18 protein-coding genes and 2 tRNA genes are annotated in these 19,329 nt (G+C 58.1%); 5 read left to right on the top strand and 15 right to left on the bottom strand.

The features are described from left to right. The 5 genes from HMPREF2932_RS06090 to HMPREF2932_RS06070 form a co-directional block, all read right to left on the bottom strand. A partial coding sequence (locus HMPREF2932_RS06090) for a hypothetical protein (RefSeq protein WP_071409843.1) occupies window positions 1–435 on the bottom strand: 435 nt, incomplete at its 3' end. Between the two features lie 108 nt (window positions 436–543). Beyond that, window positions 544–1,008, bottom strand: a complete 465-nt coding sequence (locus tag HMPREF2932_RS06085) for a hypothetical protein (RefSeq protein WP_071409820.1) — start codon at window positions 1,006–1,008, stop codon at window positions 544–546. A gap of 75 nt (window positions 1,009–1,083) precedes the next feature. Next, window positions 1,084–1,159: transfer RNA gene (locus tag HMPREF2932_RS06080), tRNA-Arg, on the bottom strand. Window positions 1,160–1,325: 166 nt separating this feature from the next. Then, a complete protein-coding gene (locus HMPREF2932_RS06075; RefSeq protein WP_071409819.1) occupies window positions 1,326–2,393 on the bottom strand; it encodes a GTP-binding protein in 1,068 nt (355 codons plus the stop codon). Between the two features lie 33 nt (window positions 2,394–2,426). Next, complete coding sequence (locus HMPREF2932_RS06070) at window positions 2,427–4,001, bottom strand: SLC13 family permease (RefSeq protein ID WP_071409818.1); 1,575 nt, start codon at window positions 3,999–4,001, stop codon at window positions 2,427–2,429. A 395-nt stretch (window positions 4,002–4,396) separates the two neighbouring features. Here HMPREF2932_RS06070 and HMPREF2932_RS06065 point away from each other — a divergent pair, with 395 nt between their 5' ends. Next, the gene (locus HMPREF2932_RS06065) at window positions 4,397–5,305 is read left to right on the top strand and encodes a DUF559 domain-containing protein (protein ID WP_046648864.1); all 909 of its coding nucleotides are present in this window, start codon (window positions 4,397–4,399) and stop codon (window positions 5,303–5,305) included. A gap of 105 nt (window positions 5,306–5,410) precedes the next feature. Here HMPREF2932_RS06065 and HMPREF2932_RS06060 read toward each other — a convergent pair whose 3' ends face one another. The 6 genes from HMPREF2932_RS06060 to HMPREF2932_RS06035 all read right to left on the bottom strand — a co-directional run bounded on the left by HMPREF2932_RS06060 (window position 5,411) and on the right by HMPREF2932_RS06035 (window position 12,885). Then, window positions 5,411–5,710 (bottom strand): DUF202 domain-containing protein, encoded by a 300-nt coding sequence (locus tag HMPREF2932_RS06060; protein ID WP_071409817.1) that lies wholly within the window; start codon window positions 5,708–5,710, stop codon window positions 5,411–5,413. Further along, on the bottom strand, window positions 5,707–6,069 hold the full coding sequence (locus HMPREF2932_RS06055; RefSeq protein ID WP_070546129.1) for a YidH family protein: 363 nt from the start codon (window positions 6,067–6,069) through the stop codon (window positions 5,707–5,709). Before HMPREF2932_RS06055 ends, HMPREF2932_RS06060 begins: the two co-directional genes overlap by 4 nt. Before the next feature lie 60 nt (window positions 6,070–6,129). Continuing rightward, a complete protein-coding gene (locus HMPREF2932_RS06050; protein WP_070510746.1) occupies window positions 6,130–6,813 on the bottom strand; it encodes a potassium channel family protein in 684 nt (227 codons plus the stop codon). 1 nt (window position 6,814) lies between these two features. Further along, window positions 6,815–8,179 (bottom strand): TrkH family potassium uptake protein, encoded by a 1,365-nt coding sequence (locus HMPREF2932_RS06045; RefSeq protein WP_071409816.1) that lies wholly within the window; start codon window positions 8,177–8,179, stop codon window positions 6,815–6,817. A gap of 117 nt (window positions 8,180–8,296) precedes the next feature. Beyond that, entirely contained in the window at window positions 8,297–10,345 is a 2,049-nt protein-coding gene (locus HMPREF2932_RS06040) for a YhgE/Pip domain-containing protein (protein WP_071409815.1), read from the bottom strand. Next, window positions 10,345–12,885, bottom strand: coding sequence for a YhgE/Pip domain-containing protein (locus HMPREF2932_RS06035; protein ID WP_071409814.1), 2,541 nt, complete (start codon window positions 12,883–12,885; stop codon window positions 10,345–10,347). The genes HMPREF2932_RS06040 and HMPREF2932_RS06035 overlap by 1 nt, the downstream gene beginning before the upstream one ends. A 187-nt stretch (window positions 12,886–13,072) precedes the next feature. Between HMPREF2932_RS06035 and HMPREF2932_RS06030 the strand changes: the two genes are divergently transcribed. From HMPREF2932_RS06030 to HMPREF2932_RS13560, 4 genes are all read left to right on the top strand, one after another. Beyond that, window positions 13,073–13,462 carry an NUDIX hydrolase gene (locus tag HMPREF2932_RS06030; protein WP_071409813.1) on the top strand — a complete coding sequence of 130 codons (390 nt, stop codon included), beginning with the start codon at window positions 13,073–13,075 and terminating at the stop codon, window positions 13,460–13,462. Window positions 13,463–13,524: 62 nt separating this feature from the next. Beyond that, window positions 13,525–14,100 carry a TetR/AcrR family transcriptional regulator gene (locus HMPREF2932_RS06025; protein ID WP_071409812.1) on the top strand — a complete coding sequence of 192 codons (576 nt, stop codon included), beginning with the start codon at window positions 13,525–13,527 and terminating at the stop codon, window positions 14,098–14,100. Then, window positions 14,097–14,459 (top strand): DoxX family protein, encoded by a 363-nt coding sequence (locus HMPREF2932_RS06020; protein WP_049157746.1) that lies wholly within the window; start codon window positions 14,097–14,099, stop codon window positions 14,457–14,459. The genes HMPREF2932_RS06025 and HMPREF2932_RS06020 overlap by 4 nt, the downstream gene beginning before the upstream one ends. Window positions 14,460–14,638: 179 nt before the next feature. Further along, a complete protein-coding gene (locus HMPREF2932_RS13560; protein WP_070510735.1) occupies window positions 14,639–14,920 on the top strand; it encodes a PIN domain-containing protein in 282 nt (93 codons plus the stop codon). A 496-nt stretch (window positions 14,921–15,416) separates the two neighbouring features. Here the strand turns inward: HMPREF2932_RS13560 and HMPREF2932_RS13390 are convergent, their stop codons facing one another. The 4 genes from HMPREF2932_RS13390 to HMPREF2932_RS06000 all read right to left on the bottom strand — a co-directional run bounded on the left by HMPREF2932_RS13390 (window position 15,417) and on the right by HMPREF2932_RS06000 (window position 19,222). Continuing rightward, entirely contained in the window at window positions 15,417–16,112 is a 696-nt protein-coding gene (locus HMPREF2932_RS13390) for a chymotrypsin family serine protease (protein ID WP_141756289.1), read from the bottom strand. Between the two features lie 344 nt (window positions 16,113–16,456). Then, a complete protein-coding gene (locus tag HMPREF2932_RS06010; protein WP_070510733.1) occupies window positions 16,457–17,116 on the bottom strand; it encodes a hypothetical protein in 660 nt (219 codons plus the stop codon). A gap of 817 nt (window positions 17,117–17,933) precedes the next feature. After that, window positions 17,934–18,022: transfer RNA gene (locus HMPREF2932_RS06005), tRNA-Ser, on the bottom strand. 45 nt (window positions 18,023–18,067) lie between these two features. After that, window positions 18,068–19,222, bottom strand: coding sequence for a PucR family transcriptional regulator (locus HMPREF2932_RS06000; RefSeq protein WP_070745435.1), 1,155 nt, complete (start codon window positions 19,220–19,222; stop codon window positions 18,068–18,070). Between the last annotated feature and the right edge of the window lie 107 nt (window positions 19,223–19,329).

Below are 19,329 nucleotides of genomic sequence, written 5' to 3'. Positions count from 1 at the left end.
GCGCTCAGGGGTTGCGGAGGCATCGGGGTCCACCATCACCGTTACTGGACTTGCAAGAAGTTTCATGATGGCCCCGTCAGGTTGCGAGCCAAAGCAGATTTTGTCCAACCTCAAATCCCGAGTGATTTCTAGCTGACCATCTCCGCTGCTCTCAAAGTGGAAACTGAGGATATCGCAGGAGAACTGCACGACCCGATCCCTAAAGTTCACGCGAAAGGAATCCGGCTGCTGCGCGGACTCCCACTCGGAATTCACCACGAACTCCATCTGCTGCGCATTGGCGGTGACTAGGCCTGCGGGCACGCCAGTAACAATGTTGCGCTGCGAGGATCCAACTTCCGCTATGCCCGAGCTCCCCGGCAGCTCCGAGGAGCCAGCAAAAGAAAAGAGGGAGGAAATGAAAAGCAGGATAGCGGAGAGAATCGCTTGAATCATGGGCATCATTGTATCCCTCCCAACCGACCAACCATTGGCTCTGGCCGGTCTTCTCATTTCTGTTTGTTGTCAGCTCTGCGTTTCACTCAGCGCTGCGCGATATGCGTCTCAGCGGCTAAGCGCAATGGCCTTTCCATCCCGCACGAGGTAAATGCGCTCAGGGGTTGCGGAGGCATCGGGGTCCACCTTCACCTTCGCCGGTTCGGACAGGAACATGATGAAGGGAAGGTCGACTTTTCCTCTAGGGCAGGCCTTATCCGTCAACATGCTGAGCTCCACGCCGCCATCAACCAAGGTGAAGTCACCGCCGTTACAGGGCAGCCACGCCGTCTGGTTCTGGAAATTCAGGGAGAAGTCCTCTGGGCTCGCCTCAGACTCCCACCTGAAAGCAGTGATATGTTCCATCTGCTCATCGTTTGCTTCGACTAGTCCCCCGGGTGCGTCCGTGATGATGCCGTGCTGGGCGACGTTTAGCCCCCACGCCTCCGAGCTCCCCGCCAGCTCCGAGGAGCCCGCGTTAGAAAACAGCGAGGAGATGAATAGCAGAATGGCGGTGAGAATCGCTTTGATCATATTTCAGAACACTACCGGGTTTGCCCAACCCGCGGAGTAGAAAACGAGAAAAGCCGCCCGAAGGCGGCTGAGATTTGGTGCGCCCGGAGGGATTCGAACCCCCAACCTTCTGATCCGTAGTCAGATGCTCTATCCGTTGAGCTACGGGCGCAGTCCGTTGGTTCGCAGTGCTTAACGCCGGAGCGTGTGTGCTCTGCTGTGCAACGAGGAATAACTATACCCACACTCCAGAAAACTAACAAATCCCGATGTCAATGCATGTTTTCAACCCAAGAAATGAGCATAGAAATTCACCCCGTGTTCACCTTAAGAAGGGGCTAGACGAGGGCGGCCACTTCGGCGTCGGAAAGCACGGCGTCACGGAAGGACTGAAGCGTGGACTCGTGGTCGAAGTCGATGCCAATGAGCACTAGTTCTGTGCCGGGAGTGACGCCGTTGGCAGCCCACAAGGAGGCCGGCATGATCTGCAGGTTGGGACCAGCCTGTTGCCAGGCGTGGGCCACGCGCAGATCGGTATCAATCCAGCAATAGCCCTTCGAGCGCACCAGGCCTGTGCTGGCACGCAAGGCCTTGAGCAGGCGCTCGCGGTTGAAAGGACGGTCAGCGCGGAAGACCACCGAAGAGATGCCATACTCTTCGGTTTCGGGGGCGTGCGGGTTCGCCAGCTCCTCGGCGTAGCCGTGGTAGGTCGCGGCGGTGGCGGCGTCGTAAAGGTGGGCGTCGAGAACCAGCGCGGGATCGATGACCCCGTTGGTCACCGGCACGACGCGGGCGCGGGGGTTCATGGCACGCACGGTGGCGATGACGCGCTCGGTTTCGGCGGCCTCCACCAGGTCCGTCTTGGTGATGAGGATGAGATCGGCGAACTCGACTTGATCCACGAAGAGATCGGCGATGGTGCGGTCGTCGTCAGGCGTGGCCTCGATATTCTCGGAGACCAGGCTGCGGCCGCGGCGCAATTGAGAAAGGAACGTAGAGGCGTCCACGAGGGAGACCATGGTGTCGATAGGGGCGACGTCGGCAAGCGTGGTGCCGTCCCCGAACTCCCACTCGAAAGTGGCGGCAACGGGCATGGGCTCAGAGATGCCGGTGGACTCGATGACAATCTGATCGAAGCGGCCGGAACGAGCCAGCTTGCTGACGGACTCAATCAAGTCCTCGCGCAACGTGCAGCAAATGCAGCCGTTGGAGAGTTCGACGAAACGGTCCTCGCCGCGCTCAAGATGGCCCTCGCCGGCGACGAGGGCGGCGTCGATGTTGACTTCGGAAAAGTCATTGACAACAACCGCCAGCTTGCGCCCCTCACGGTTAGCAAGCAGGTGGTTGAGAAGGGTGGTCTTTCCGCTGCCTAAAAATCCGGACAGCACGGTAACGGGTGTAGCCATCCCGTAATGATAACGTTTTTCATTAATTGAGGGCTACAGGACCAACCCAAAGACCGGAACGGCAAGCAGGTAGACAGTGATGGTAATGAGCACGCAGCCAATCAGGTTGAGGCCAATACCGCCCTTGATCATGTCGCCAATCTTGACGTAACCAGAACCGTAGGCAATCGCGTTCGGTGGGGTCGCCACCGGCAGCATGAAGGCACAGGTTGCGGCCAGCGCCACTGGGATGGTGAGCAGCAGGACGTTGATGTCGCCATTCTCGGTCAGGCCGATACCCACGGCCACACCGCCCATAATCGGCAGGAAGGTCGCCGCAGTTGCGGTGTTGGAGGTGATCTCCGTCAGGAAGAGCACGAGCAGGGCCACCGAAGCGATCAGCAGGATGATGGGCAGGCTGCCCAACCCCTTGGCCATCTCACCAATCCACAGAGACAAACCGGACTTGTTGAACATCGAAGACAGGGACAGGCCACCACCGAAGAGCAGGAGCACATCCCACGGCATTTCGCTCGCAGTCTTCCAATCCAGCAGGCGCACGCCAGTCTTCGTGTCGGCCGGGATGGTAAACAGCAGCAAACCAGCGGCAATGCCCACGATTGCGTCATCGTAGTTGGATTCCTTGCTCACAAAGAAGGGAATGATCACCCAGGCCAAGGCGGCACCGAGGAAGATGATGCCCGTCATGACCTGCGGGCCGGTCCATGGGCCAAGCTTTTCAATCTCGGAATCAATGAGCTCGCGGCCGCCTGGAATCTTGTCCATCTCCGGCTTGAACACGGTAACCAGCATGAACCAGGCAATAAACAGGAAGATGAATGCCAGCGGCATGCCCACCATCATCCACTTGCCAAAGCCGAGGACGATGCCGTGAGTTTCCTTCATGTAGCCCATCAGCAGGGTGTTCGGCGGGGTGCCGATGAGCGTGCCCAGCGAGCCAATCGACGCCGAATACGCGATACCGAGCATGAGCGCAGTGGCAAACTTCTTCTGGTTAGCCATGCCACCGACGGCGTCGGCAGTCAGCGAAAGCACCGAAATACCAATCGGCAGCATGACCACTGCGGTAGCGGTGTTGGACACCCACATAGACAAGAAGCCGGTGGCCAGCATGAAGCCGAGGATCAGCTGCTTAGGCGAGGTACCTACAACCTTGACCACGAACAGCGCCATGCGGCGGTGCAAGTTCCAGCGCTGCAGCGCCAACGCGATGAGGAAGCCACCCATGAACAAGAAAATCGTAGACGAGGCATAGGGCGCACCCACATCCTTGATGCTGCCCACACCGGCCAGCGGGAAGATGACCAGCGGCAAAAGCGCGGTGGCGGCCAGCGGGATGGCCTCCGTCATCCACCACACACCCATGAGAATCGTCACGGCGGCTACGGCGCGCAGCGCACCCTGGGTGTATTCGGCGTCTTCCTTAGCGCCGGGTGATTGCAACACCGTTTCCACGGCGTTGCTGGGAAAGAGAAACCACACAAGAGCGGCCAAAACGAGACCGAGGATGAGGCCAATGGCCATGCGGCGCCATTCGCGCGTATCGACGCCGCGGTCGTCCTCGCCCTCCGTGTGCGAAGTTGAGACGTGAGTTTGCGGGGTAGTCATCTGCCCCCTCCTTTTCCTGGTTAACCAGCCCCCATTCAGCTGAGAGAGTTATTGAAATCACTGAATGGGCCTACACGTTCAGGCTATCGAGACCACAGACAGCCAACAAACACTTTCGCCCCATTACCCCCACTCAAGCCGAAGATTCACCCCTGTTAGCAAAATCTTTTGCAGATTAGCTGCAAAGAATGCTCACCAATGTGTGGGCATTCCTTACTCAATTCCCCCGCCTCCGTAGATCCCCAGACCTCGATCCCGCAACCTGCAGGTGGGCGTCGCCAAGCGCTTGCCGACGCCCCACCACCCACCCGGGAGTTTCGGGATCGAGGTCTGGGAGTTTAGCGCTGCGTACCGCTCGCCGCGCGCGATCCACGCCAATGCGCTACAAGTAAGCCATGAACAACCTAGGCATCTTTCACTACATAGACACCCACATAGTCGATCTGCGCACGCTCACCAACGACGACCCCCGATGGGGCAAAATTCACGCGAGGAAATTCCATAAGCTCGCGTGGTGCTATGCCATTCCCCTGCACCGATGGCTGCACTTGAAACCCTGGGAGCGAGAAACCGCAGAGGTCTATGCCCATGCGCGTGCCGCACCGCGGGCAACTCTCCTGGGCAAAGCGGCGGCTCGCATCCACGGCATCCCTACGCTCACAACGCCGAGCGAGTATTTCGCGACAGTCCCCTCCAACTCCGTTCCCCAAAAATCCAAGCGCCAATACTTCCGCTACAAGCAAACGAAACTCAACAATCAAGTCACAGAAGTCCACGGCATCCGGGTCACTTCTCTCGCGCGTACGGCGATTGATATCGCACGATTCGATGGATTCGTCGAAGGACTCGTCGCCGCAGACTACGTAAGGTCACGACGGGTATCAAAGGACACTCTCAACTGGGTACTCGGCGACATGGGCCGCGTGAAAGGAGTCGCGGATGCACGCCGGGCCGTGGAACATAGCGTCAACAGCTCCGAATCTCCCTGGGAGTCCTACGCGCGGGCGCTCATCCTTGACGCGGACCTTCCGGCGGTTCGCAGCCTGCGCGCCCAATACCGAGTCAATCAGTACTACGCCGACCTCGCGATCAATGACTGGCTCCTCATTGAGATCGACGGCAACGTGAAATACGAGAACGAGCTGGATGAGGTGATTCGGGCCGAGCACCAACGCCAAAAGGCACTCCTCAACCAGGGCTTTGTCGTCTTACGTTTCTCTCCCCAAGAATTGCGCGAAGCTCCAGAAGACTTCATCAACACCATCGCACGGCACTTAGCTGCGGGCCCCCGAAACTTCCGCTAGATCCCCAGACCTGAAACCCGCAACCTGCAGGTGGGCGTCGCCAAGCGCTTGCCGACGCCCCACCACCCACCCGGGAGTTTCGGGATCGAGGTCTGGGGGTTTGCGCTACCACAGCGCGAAGAAAGCAACCGCGCCGAGAAGCATCGTTCCCAGCGCAACGGCGGCGAGCGCCGAAGCTCCGGGCAGGGCAGGTGATTCGGCCCGGGCCAGGATCTCGTCAACATGGCGGAGCTTGGCGGTGGCCAACCACAGCACCACGGCCACCACTACCCCTACAATCAGAGCCGCCCATGGCGCCACGGAACGAACGACCAGCAAACCCGCGATGAGGCCGGCTAGACCCGTGCGCTGCCAGGCTAAGCGGGTGCGCTCGGGTTGGAGGCCGGGATCAAAAAGCTCGCTCACGCTAGCAGCTCGCCCACCAGAATCATCAGGCCGATGATGATCACCACACCAACAATCAACGCCAACGCCGGGCTAGCCGGGAGCGGACGCCCATGGCGCATCGCGCGCTCCGAGGCACCCCAGTGAAACCACGCCACCGCCGGCAGGATGATGGCCACGATCAGCATGATGATGGAGACGACGCGAGTCAGCGTGGTGTTCAGAGGTAGCTCGAAGGTCTCCAGGGCCACACCACCGGCGATAAAGGCCAAGGACGTGCGGATCCACGCCAGGAACGTGCGCTCATTAGCCATGCTGAAGCGCGGGTCGGGTTCCTCCCCTGTTCCATACACCGAGCGCGGGAAACGTGCCTTCCTCATAGGCGCTACTGTAGCGCCCCGCTCCTCACTCCACAGTGCGAGGCGCCCAGAGCGCGCCGACTAGGACTGCGAGAAGGCCTCCAGATCCGCGGGGCTACCGGCGACGACGATGAGGTCGCGGTGGGTGAGCTCGGTGCCGTCGACAAGCGGGCGCCACTGGCCAGGCCCCTCACAGCGTGAGATGAGCTGAACGTTGTGCTCTTCCCACACCTGGTGCAGGTTGAGCGGACGCTTGCTTATCGACGCCGGCGGGGTCATCGCCGTCACACCATAGTCGGTGGCGATCTCCGCAAAGTCCTCGAAGCGCCCGCCCAACAGATGCGCCACGCGGCGGCCCGTATCGCGCTCTGGGCGGATCACGTGGTGCACTCCCAATTGGCGCAGGATACGGGCGTGCGCATCCGAATCTGCCTTGGCCCAGATATCGCCTACTCCCAGTTCCACCAAGTTCGAGGCGGTGAGGATGGAATCTTCCAGATCGGAGCCGATGGCCACGACCACGCGTTCCACTTCATCAACGCCCAGCTGGCGGAGGGCCTCGGCGTCGGTGGTATCCGCGGTCACCGCTTCGGTGAGGTACGCGGCGTGTTCGCGCACGTGCTTCTCCTCAGCATCGATGCCGAGGACCTCCACGCCATGCTCCATCAGCTCGCGGGCCAGGGAAGAACCGAACCGCCCCATACCAATGACGACGACCGGTGGAATATTGATGGACGTCTTCTCGCGCCGCAGGGCGCTGAACATGTTAGCCAATGAACGGCCTTTCTTCTGGGTAGCGGTAGCGCAGGCTGATGGTCCGGGCGGCCAGTGCCGCCACGAAAGTGGTGGGGCCTACGCGGCCAACGTACATGATGAGACACAGCATGAGCTGCGATGGTGCGGACAAACTTGCGGTAATGCCCGTGGACAAACCCACGGTGGCGAAGGCAGACATGACTTCGAAAGTGACCTGGTCCGCGGTGAACTCGGGGTCCCAGATGCGCAGCGTCGCCACGCCTACGGCAACGACGATCATTCCGGCGGCCGTCAGCGCGAGGGCCTGACGGAAGGTAGACAGCGGCAGGCGCCGGTGCCCGATGGAAGTGTCCTCCCGGCCCAAGAATTCAGAAATCATCGCCGCGCCCAGAACGCATGCGGTCGTCACCTTGATGCCACCCGCCGTACCGGCGGAGCCGCCGCCGATGAACATCAAGATGTCCGTAACCATCAGCGTCAACGGGTGCGCTTCCCCGTAGTCGATGGCGTTGAAACCGGCCGTTCGGGGCGAAGCGCTCATGAAGAAGGCGTTGATCAGCTTCTGGCCCAGCGGCATCCCATGCAGCACACCGGAACCCTCGGAGAGGAAGAAGACCACGGTGCCACCCAGCAACAAGAACGCGGTGGCGCCCAGCGTCATCCGGGCGGTCATGGACATGCGGTGAATGCGGGGCGTGCCGCCGCGCCAGCGCGTTAGCCGTGCACGGGCCCGTCGCACGAACTCCGCCAACATGGGATAGCCCAGGCCACCGACAATCAGGGCGAAGGCGAGAGGAATCAAAATCCAGCCATCGGCGGCGAAGGAAATGACGCTGTCTGAATAGGTACTAAACCCAGCGTTATTGAAGGCCGAAATGGCGTGGAAGATACCTTCCCACACCGCGCGCCCTGGTGCCACGCCGTGTTCGGTGGCTAGGCGCACGCCGATAAACACAGCGACGATGGCCTCACAGATCAGAGTCATCATCAGGGTGAGCAGCAGGGCATGCCGAATGCCTCCGGAAGCCACAGCACGACCTTCTGCCGCCATGATCCGGCGGGCTTTGAAACTGATGCGACCGGTCAGAAGCATGCCTGACAGCGATGCCAGGCTCATAATGCCGAGGCCGCCCAGCTGGATGAGCGCGATGATGACCGCTTGGCCGAAGGGCGTCCAATAGGTGCCGGTGTCCTCCACCACGAGGCCCGTCAAAGAGACCGCCGAGGTAGCCGTAAACAGCGCCGGCAGGAACGGTGTCCACTGCGGAACGTTGGCGGAAATCGGCAGCATCAGCAGCAGCGTTCCCACGAGGATGAGCAGGATAAAGCCCACGGCGGTGAGCCGAGCCGGGCCCAGGAAATGACCGCGTTTCACAGCGCTTCAGCTTACTGCCATTTACCTCCGATGGACACTCCCCTCAGCCTTGAATATTGCGATTTTATTATGTGAATCATCACAATCGATAACCCCGAAGGCACCGCGAAGTAACCGCTACATCAGCTTGGTCTTGTCCAAGGTCTCCACCCAGCCGTTGGTGAACTTCTCCAGCGGCTTGTGGAAGACCACGCCCAGAATGAGCATCGGTACGGCAAAGAGCAAGAGGGCGAACAGGGAGAGCCAGTAATCACCGTGGTAAGTTCCGGCGATGGCCGCGCGGAAAGCACGGATGGTATAGGTCGCCGGCAGCCACGGGCTAATGTTCTGGAACCAGTCCGGGAGCACCTGCAAGGGGTAGGCACCGCCCGACGACGATACTTGGACCACCAGCATGAGCACCGCCAAGGCTTTGCCTGCGTTGGCGAAGGAGACCACGAAGGTGTAGCAAATCAGCATAAAGATGAGCGAGCTAACCCAGCCTGCCAGCAGCATGAGAATCGGGTGCGCGGGCTCGATGCCCACGAAGAAGATGAGGCCCAAGATGAGCATCGTCGACTGCATGAGACCAACCGCGACGAACATTCCAAAGCGGCCGAAGAAGCGCTGCATCGGCGAGTACGTGTCCTTGTCCACCACGTCGGTGCGCACGCTCACCGCAGTCAGCAGCGCGCCGACCCACAGGGCCAGCGCCGTGTACATGGGTGTCATGCCGGCACCAAAGCTCTTGACTGGGTAGACCGCTTGCCTGTCGACGTCCACCGGAGCCGCAATCGCGTGCGCCAGAGCATCCGGATCGGAACCGATGAGGTCCGCCAGCTTCTTCAGATCCCCGGATGCCGCAGCGGAGTCGATATCCTTCCGCAGGTCGCCGAACTTGTTGGCCTTATCCTGCAGGCCAGAGGCGAGCTTCTGTACCGCATCCCGAGCATCCGTCAAGGAAGAGGAATCAATCGTGACGGGAGTCTTCGCGGTATCCAGATCCGCGCTCACCTGGCCCAGGGAGTCCTGCAGCGCGCGCAGGGATTCACGCAGACCGGAGGTGGAGATTCCCTCCACTGCCTTCTTGGCATTGTCGATGCTGGAGAGATCCGGCTTCGTGGGCTCGGGAGCGTTCGCGGCTGCTGTAAGTCGCGCGTGGAGAGTGCGCTGCGCGTCGATGGCCTCCTCGATACGGCTGAGCGCCTTCTCTTTATCCCCGGCAGGAAGCGGCAGGGCCTCGATGTGGCCGTGCAGGTTCTGGTATTGCGCAATGGTGCCTTCCACCTGGCCGGCCAAGGTATTGAGCGCGGCGACGCGGTCGGCGCGGGAGGCGGAGGCGTCGTCGTAAAGCGCATCAATGCGTTGGCGCACCACATCATAACTAGCGCTGGTGGCATCGAGCGATTGCTGCAGCGCATCCGTGGAAACGTTGAGCGAGGAGGACTGAATCTCCGGAAGCTCCAGGTCCGCCGAGTCCGCAATGCGCTGGGCGCTTTCCATGAGCGGAACCGCAGTATCCACGAGGCCAGCGAGGGAACGCGCGGTACGGGCAGCCATATCCAGCTGAGTCTGCACGCCATCCGCGCGCGCCTGCATCCGGTCCAACACAGCCTTGGTATCGCCTTTGCTCAAGAAGTCCGAGAGCGAAGTGACCAGATCGAAGGACACGTCACCGACCGTCGTCGTGAAAGCCTCGGCAACCTGGGCCGACACACCCTCTGCACCTTGGCCAGTGATCTTCGGAGCCAGCGCGTTCTTCTTCTCATTCATGTAGAAGGACAAATCCGCGGGCTGGGAACCATCCGTGTAGAAGTTCATCATGTCGGTACTGAAATCTTCCGGAAGCACGATGGCTGCGTAATACTCACCGGACTTGGTACCTTCAATCGCCTCATCGGAGGTGGTCACAACCCAATCCAGCTGCTCGTTCGCGCGCAGCTCATTGAGTACTTGATCGCCGACGTTGATGGGCACCGGCAACAGATCGCTCTCATAGCCGGTGTCCTTGCTGGCCACCGCCACCTTGAGCTGGCTGGTGTTATCAAAGGGATCCCAGCTAGCCAACACGTTAAACCACGTGAACAGCATCGGAATGACGACGAGACCCACGAGCATCACCGCGCTCATCACGTTGCGGCATGCGGTGCGCATGTCATTGAGGAAAAGATCGAGTGTTCCACGCATTAATTATCCCCCTCCGTGGAATCCGCGCCGGCGCGAGCCGGGTGTTTGATGTCATCTTCATCCAGCGTCACGAGCTCCGCGGACTGCTTCAGGCTAATGCGCAGGTATTCCAGGGTGACCGCGGCGACAATAATAAGGAAGCACCACGCCGTCCAAATGCCCAAGAGCAACGGCTTCTGGTCGGGCAAGAGGCCCGAGACAACAATGAGGATGACCGCGCCGACAACGCCCGCGATGGCCACCAGCTTGAGCCAGTAGCCCCAGTTATGAGCGCGGCGGTCCAAATCCCTCTTGAGGCCACTGCGGCTATCCAGCGCCTGGATGACGTCCGCGATGCGGTAGCCGGAGCCCACAACCTGCACGTTTTCATAGTCGAAGAGCTCGGTGTCCTTCAGCTCGCGGTTGAAGATGACGTTGAAGTGCGCCAACGCCTTGCGCAGTAGAAGGCCGAAGACAAAGAAGAGAATGAACATGAAGGCGAGCACGCTCATGTTCTTGAAGTAGTGGTTGCCGTAGAACCCGCCGATGGTTTCGCGCATGGCGTCGATGCCGTAGGTGAAGGGCAGCAATGGGTAAATGGTGTGGAAGAAGCTGGGCAGCAGCTCAATCGGGTACAGGCCCGACGCACCTGGAATCTGAATGATGGCAAAGACCACGCAGAGGCCGCGGCCGAGGTGACCCAGCGACGTCGACAACCCATAGATAATGCTCAAGTAGGCCAAACCCACGAGCACGCCCGTCAGGATGAAGGCAGGCGCGTTTACAGTCTGTACGCCGATGAGCAGATCACCGACGGTCACGGTGATGGCCTGGACGATGACCATCAGGGCCATGAGGAGGAAGCGGCCCAAGTAAGCCTGGCCCACCGTGATGCGGTGGAATCCTTCTTTATCCACTTCGACGCGGAAGATCACCATGAGGACGAAGGCACCGATCCACAGCGACAAGTTGGTAAACAGCGCCGCCATGGCGGAGCCGTAGCTGTCCACCGGGTACACGGTTTCGGTCTTCAGCTCGATGGGCTCGGCAAAGAATTTACCGATTTCTTCCGCGTCCAGCCCGGTGACGTCTTGAACCACTTTGGAGTTCATCGCGGCACGCAGCGAACCTACATCGCCCTGCATAGCGCTCAAACTGTCCTGGAGGGCCAGGAGGTTGGTATCGAAATCGGACAAGGTGTCCTTCGTGGCCCGCAGCTGCTGGGCCACGCCGTCCAGGAGACCATTGGCCTCCTGCATGGTTCCCTTCTGCGCTTCCAGGGTGGAGCTCAAAGCACTCGCCATGGAGCTCAGATTGCTCATGGCACGGTTGATTTCGGGCACAGCGGTGGTCACGGTATCGCGCAGCGTCTGCGACGTGGCCTTGGTATCTGCCGCTGCTTGGTTGATGGCCTCCGCGCTAGCCTGCACGTTGTCCGCCGCGGCCTGGGTATCCTTGCTCAGCGCATTGAGGTTCCCCACCAATTGGCGGTTGGATTCATTGCCCTCATCGAGGCGCTGGATGGCGTCATCGATTTCCTTGGCCACCTGCGGTGAAAGCGTTGCGGAATCGCGCAGGGCTTTAAGCTGCGCAATCGATTCTGCGCTCGCATCAATGGCGGTGTTGGCCCGCTGCGTGGCGTAATCGAAGCGGTCACCGGCCTGGTTAAGGCCAGCGGTGACATCCGCGATGGATTCCTGCGCCTGGGCAGTACCGTCCGCCACCGCGCTTGCACCACTGACGAAGGCACCGGTGGTTTTATCGGTGAAGTCACCGATGCCCCCTTGGGCCTGCTCGACGAGGGAGGAGACCTCGGCGAGGGCTGTTTGGGCGTCGCCCAGCGCGGTGCTCACATCAGCCACCGTGGACTTGGCGCCCAACGTGGAATCAGCAGCGGCATCAAGCTTTCCCTGGATCCGCGCGAGGTTCTCACGGTTGCCGTCAATCTCCTGCGCGGTCTCCCCGAACGCGGAGCTCGTGTTATTCATCGCGCGCGTGACTTTTCGCTCGAAGTCAGTACCGGTGTCCTTGACGTTCTCCGCCGCGACGGTGGCCACCTGCTCCTTGAAGGCCGCCGTGATCTGCTTGTCCAGACCTTTGGCACCGGTATCCGTGATCTTCACGGCGATGGCGTTGTTCTTCTCGTTGACGCGGTAAACCAGCTGGGGCTGCGTGAACTTCCCGTCGAGCATGCTCACGAGGTTCTCGCTGAAGTCCTCAGGAATCGTCACCGAGGCATACACGTCTCCCTCTAAAAGGGCTTTCTCGGCTTCGTCGCGCTCAAGGAATTGCCAGCCTAGCTGGTCATTCTTTTTCAGTTTCTCGATGACCTCGCTGCCGACATCTATCTTCCCCGTCAGCTCGTTGTTAGCACCCTTATCCTCGTTGACCACGGCTACCTTGATGTTGTTGGTATGGCCATAAGGATCACGAAAAGCCGCGATGTTCACCCATGAATACAACGCGGGGGTGATGATGAGTCCGATGAGGATGATCCACGCCCTAGGGACGCGGCCAAGCCTGGCTACATCTCTGATAAAAATCTTCCAACTTTGGCGCACTGAAGGGAGTGTACCCGCTGAAGCTCCAAGTCTCTAACCTGCCGAAACCAATAAAGTAATTTCCATGATTAACAATTAACGATTGATATGGTTTGCTGAAACAAAACCCTTGCCCCGCACCCCGCCAACTTGTAGTGATAAACAAAATTTTTCTAGTACTTTCACTACCCCACTACAATCGGCGGCCATGATTGAAGTCGCAGCCGTCGTCATCCGCAACCCGCAAGGCCACGTGCTCACCGTGCGCAAGAAATCCTCCACGAAGTACCAACTGCCCGGCGGCAAGCCTGAGAAGGGCGAAGCGCTTGTCGACGCCGCCCTGCGCGAAGTCGCCGAAGAAGTAGGCCTCACCCTCGACGCCGAGAGTCTCGACGAACTCGGCACCTTCGACGCCCCCGCAGCCAACGAACCGGGCGAGGTCGTCGTCGGCACCATCTTCACCTGCACCCGCACCGTCACCGCCGACGAACCCCACGCCGCCGCCGAAATCGGCGACACCGCCTGGGTCAACCCGGCAGCACCCGACCGCGAACTTGCGCATCTGTTGCGTAACCGCGTCTTCCCCGCACTGGCCTAGCGCCAACTGTCAACACTTCGACGTCATTGACCCCGAAACCATCAACAGCTACCCTTTTGAACATGTTCACTGAACACGTTCATTCATCGCGCTCGGCCGCCAAAGCTGGCACCGACAGCAAGGTCCTGGCCACCGCCTATGGCCTCTTCCTCACTCAGGGTTACGCCACCACCAGCATCCGGAGCATCGCATCAGAGGCTGGCGTCAGCGTGGGAACCGTCATGGGAGTCGGCGACAAACAAACTCTGCTCATCCGCACCATTGGCCAACACATTTCAGAGCTCCACGACGAGATTCGGGGGCAATCCGATAGCCTCCTCGACGTCCTCAAGCCATTCCTCCAGATGTTCACCGGACACGAAGAACTCTCTCGTGCGTTCGGCGCGGCACTCATCCAACAAGGCAATCAAGGCGAAGCGCTCACCGCACTCAAAACGCTCCTGACCGATGAAATCACCCTGCGACTCGGCACCAGGCTCAGCAGCGCCGATGCGGCCGAGTACGCCGACCTGCTGTACAACGTCTACCTCGGCTTACTCATCGGCTGGGCCGCCGGAATCTACGACACCGAGCACCTCACATCCCAAGCCGCCTCATCGATCGAACGCCTCAACACCGCATTCGGAGTAACCCAATGATCCTAGAATCTTCCCCAGCCTGGCCCTCCCTTCTACTAGCAGCCATTCTGCTTGGCGACGCCGCCCTCTCCCTCAAACCAGTCCCCTTCATCGAAGCCTGCCTCAGCGGCGTCAAACTCCCCAAGGACTGGTGGTGGGCGCTCATTGTCATCAAGTGCCTCGCCGCCGTAGGACTCATTGCCGGCCTCTGGTTCCCCGGCGTAGGAATCACAGCCATGATTGGAGTCATCGCCTATTTCTGCGCGGCCGCAGCAGCCCATGTCCGCGCCCACTTCCTCGGTAGCGCATTCTGGATCAACTGCTTAGGCATGCTCGCATTCTCCATCGGAGTACCGATCCTGACGCTCGCACTGACTTAAGACACCAGTCAACCATTCACGGCTTCCAGAAGGAAGATGCATCATCGCACCTATTGATTGATGACTTGATGCTTTCTACCCTAAAGCTATGCACACCAGGATAAACCTCCCCTCCTTCGATTGCGGCGGACCAGCTCTAGTTGATCTCAGCGACAAAGAAGCCGTATGGGCGGTGCTCGATGATCATTCCTGATGTCAACATTCTCGTTTATACCTTCCACTCCGCAGCACCACAACATAAACCCGCTCAGCAGTGGTTAAGTGGTGCGCTGAATCGGCATGAAACAATTGGGCTCCTGGATGTTGTGGCAACGGGCCTTGTTCGAGTTATGACCAACCACAAGCTATTCCACAAACCACTAACCGCCCAGCAAGCACTGACTGCACTCAATACCATTTTAGCGGCCCCAAACGGGCACTCTTTTGAGCTCCAGCCCAGGGACCTGGACAACCTTCACTGAACTGGTGCGCTTGCACAAGCTTAAAGCCAGCGACATCCCTGATGCCTGGATAGCCGCGTCCGTAATAGAAGAAGAAGCAACCTTACTGAGCCAAGATCAGGGCTTTGCCCGCTTCCGAGAGCTGCGCTGGCACCCGCTTCTAGAATGACAACAACAAACGCAGATCCCGAGCCACCGGTGAACGATGACTAGGGTTCTATAAGTTGAAGCAGCGAAATCAAGCAATCAATAAACCGACAAGCCCTCGACTAAAGCGACAAAATTAACGCACTCTAAAACTTCTCGATGTTAGGACAAGGACTAGTATTGAGGCATCTGCCGATGGCGCTACGTCCGCCGACTAACAAAATACACTCGGCAACAACCAACACCGTCCAAATCCGACTCGTCGCTAGCGCAGGAAGTCGTTGAGCAGATTCCGCCTCCTCTTTTGCGTAGCAGCTGCAACTAGTCGTTAGATAAAGCGGAAAATCTCCTAGCAAACAGGCTGTGTAATTTAACCATTTCCTTTACACTCATTAGAAGAAGAGTCTTCAGAGAGTTTTTCCTCCAGGAAAGAAAGCGGCGTGATAGTAGTATCCCCTTTCCCATTGCCGCCTTCAATGAGGGCCACCAATTCTCCTGCAGGATTATAGACAGGGGCGCCTGAATCCCCAGGTTTTGAAGTCATTTGAGCCTTTAGAGTTCGCGCCTGATATTCTCTCCCATTGATGGAAAATGCCTCACAATATAAGTTCTTGTCGTTGACAACCCCATCAATTCTCCCTCCGAGAAAGGTTTTTGCAAAAATAGCTGAAGGTATTTCGATACTTTTATCACTAATTTTATCAGCCCGAAGAACGTAATCTACCGGAGGATCAAGAAGTATTTCTGAAACATCTATCCCTTGGTTACTCCACAAGTAGTTTTCACCAATACTTTCAATACGCCTACCCTTCGAATACACTTCATCCGCACTTTCACCACAATGACCGGCAGTCAAGGCCCGCTGCTGGGAAATGATAGTCACAGAACACGTCACCGCCCCTCGGGGAGGACCCACCTGCACCTCATCTCCACTTTCAATATATGAAAGAGGATCGAAATTCCTCTGTTGAGCAGTAGATATTGATGAAGCCGTGGCCCCAAAAGATACGCTAGCCAGAAAGAAAAGAGCTAGCCTGCCTACTATAGAAATAGTATTTTGTTTCATAACTTAATAAATAATCAATCTAAAACAGAGGCAGGCCCGCTAAAATACCCACCTCTGCTCAGATATTTACTTCTTCCCAGATGGAACAAACACAAGGAAAATGACCAAAATTGCTAGAGCAATCGTGACCCCATACGGCCACTGAAGTTGAGCGGAAAGCATCATCAATAAAACGCCCACAGTGGCCAATATCTTTTTCCACATATTTTACTCTCCAGAACCATTTCTATTCTTGCCAGGCGGCAGATTCTCTTGGACTGTTATCTGAACAATGCAGAAACATCCATATGGCAAAATTCCAATTACCTTTCCCTAAACCCCTTTCTGTTTAGAGGAAGGATAATTTATTGAAAACCAACCCGCTGAGGATATGCATTATGTGTGAAAGCGCCAGCCACAATCGAACCAATGCCATAGTCTGCATACATACCACCGGGCGCAAGACCAGCAATAGCCCCTCCAGTAGCTAGGATTTTGGAAAGAACTGGCTCGGGAATCCAGACTCCAGCGATTGTGACACCGCCACCCACCCGGTTAATCGTCGTTTTAGACAGTAGCACCCTCACATAAGTCCCATGGAATTCAATTCCATTCCGACCCTCTTGAAAGTATGGATCAATGTCATCATCATCAGCGCTCGAAATCTTCGGCCCTTTTTCCCAGAAAGTTATCGAGTCTCCCGCCACCTTCATCTCAAGGTTACTATCAGCCTTGGCCTCGCTGATCCTTTCGTTCTGAGTCTCTACTTCATTTTTGATTTCTTGCAGTTCCTTTTGCGAAAGAGCGCTTTCTGCCTCTCTAGCAATCGCGAATTGGTCTCCCTGAAGGAAAACATAGGAATCTGCTTTTTCCGCAACTTCTGAGGAAACAGAAGACTGAGAGGCATTATTCTGAGTCGACTCAGCGAGGTCAGTCTCAGTACCGGCACTAGCATTGACTGGTGCAAAAACTGTTGCTGCCGCAACCAGCACCACTAAACGCGTAGATTTCTTGAGACGATACATGTCCATAATCCTTTCTAGAAAAGATGGCTGAAAATCGGACACCCCTAGAGTTACATCCAGTAGGGATAATTGGAAGCAAAAGATGTAAAATGTAGACTATTGTATAAACTTCCTCAAGATTTGTTGCGAGGGCGCACAAGAAGGCATATAATCCCTCCCCTTCCCCGCAAACCCTAGTCTTTTGAGACTCGGGTTAACCAGCGCCCCAAAGACTGGTGGTGGGCGCTCATTGTCATCAAGTGCCGCGCAGCCACAGGAGTCATCGACGGACTCTGGTTCCCAAGCGTAGGAATCGCATCCATGTTTTGAGTCATCGCATATTTCTGCGCAGCCTCAGCAGCCCGTGTCCGCGCCCACTTCCTCGACAGTGAATTCTGGATCAACTGCTTAGGCATGCTCGCGCTCTCAACCGGTGTATTGGTCCTGCCGCTAGTGCTGAATTAGGCGACCAAAAATTCTTCGGAACCACCCCTGCCCCATTTCGCCATCAAGCACATTCGCCCGATATTTACTTCTTTTTCATCCCCCACCTCACTATGCCGTTCGTTGCTTTGGGAAGTGGCTGAGGGGAATAGCACTCATGAATTTTGGAAAGAACAAAATATTCGGACAAAGTTCTCATCGGGATCGATGTTCGCGTTACTTTCCACATCCCAAATTGGCTCTTTTAGTAACTCCATGACGCTCCCAGCCAGCACAGATTAAGGTCAGCGCCTTCATTCTAAGTTCCCTGCTCACGGGCTGTCGGCATACGAAGGAACTGAAAACGTAAAATCCCGAGCCACCGGTGAAACGATGACTCGGGTTCTGTAGTTTGCGGAGACGAGAGGATTTGAACCTCCGGACCTACGCAAGTAAGTCAACTCCTTAGCAGGGAGCCCCATTCGGCCGCTCTGGCACGTCTCCAGCGATTCGCAATGAATCGTCCATCACTCTACCTGAGCGCTTCCCCTAGGGACAAAATGGGGCTTCCCTATTCTTTCCCTGAAGCGCCGCATGCAGCTTAAGGGCAACGTAGAGAGCCGCGCAGCGCCAGCCATCATCCAGCACGCCGGGCCCGAGAATCTCACGGACGCGGTCGAGGCGATAGTGCAACGTGGCGCGGTGAATGTAGAGTGCAGCGGCGGTCGCAGAGACGTTGCGGGAATGCTCAAAGTAGGTCAGCAGGGTCTGCCAGTAGGAGTTGCGAGGGTCGTCGAGAAGCACGGCGGCATCCGGGCTCATCTCCACCACCGTTGCTTGGGTCAGCTCCCACCCGCGCAGCAGCCGCCACGCACCGGCCTCCTCCCAGCGCAGCGAATCCTGGCCGCAGAGTTTGGCCACGTCCGCCATGAGTCGCGCCTGCGGGGCCGTCGGTGCCGAACCGCGGGCTACCACCGCGGCGCCGGCGACGAGCGCAGCACTCTGTAGCTCCTCCATGAGGGCCTCGGTGTCCTTGTCATCGCGGCGGCACTCAACGAGTACAAGGGAATCGTGAGAGTCCGCGACCAAGAAAGGACGGCGCACCAGCGGGCGGGCAAGTTCCACGGCCACCGCGCGCTGATCGCCTTCCACCAGCACGCGATGCACGGTCAGCTCGCCATCGGAGGGCAAGAGATCGCGCTCCCGCGCACCCGCCAGCGCGGCCGGATCACCGGTGAGCACCTCGCGGGCCAGCTCGCCGAGCTGTTGAGCGCGGGCGGCGAGGGGCGCATCGCGTTCGTCGATAAGCCTGGCCAGCGGAGCCGTCAAAGAACCGAGGCGGACCAAGGGGGCATCACCCAGCGCGGGCTCATCAATAATCCACAGGTAGCCCACGAGCCGATCCTCGTGGCGCAGGGGGATGACCACGCGAGGCAGCATGTCATAGCGCGGGTTGGCGGGCAGGCGAACCGGCAGAACCGCCTCTTGAATACCGAAGCTCAGCATCCACGGGATGGGCTCTGGGGGCGGGGTGCGGTTAAGGATGGAGGCGGCGCGGTTCTTATCGATGGCACCAATCTGCGCACTAGCGGCAATCACCGCGATGGCGGGGGTAGTCACCTCAACGGAGCGCTGCAGGATCTGGGCGCATTCGTCGACGATATCCTGGATACTCGTCAGCTGCGGGGGTGTCACTTTTGACATATGTCAAAGATACTTCCGAATATTGTCTAGTGACAAACAAAACTGTGGTGCGTAATAATCTCCTACAGTTCAATGACTCACGTCACAGATATACGTTCATGAAGGGC

Origin of the sequence: Corynebacterium sp. HMSC074H12, from assembly GCF_001813755.1 — a bacterium.
Lineage (GTDB): Bacteria > Actinomycetota > Actinomycetes > Mycobacteriales > Mycobacteriaceae > Corynebacterium > Corynebacterium hiratae.
This window is presented reverse-complemented; position numbering and strand designations above follow the sequence as displayed.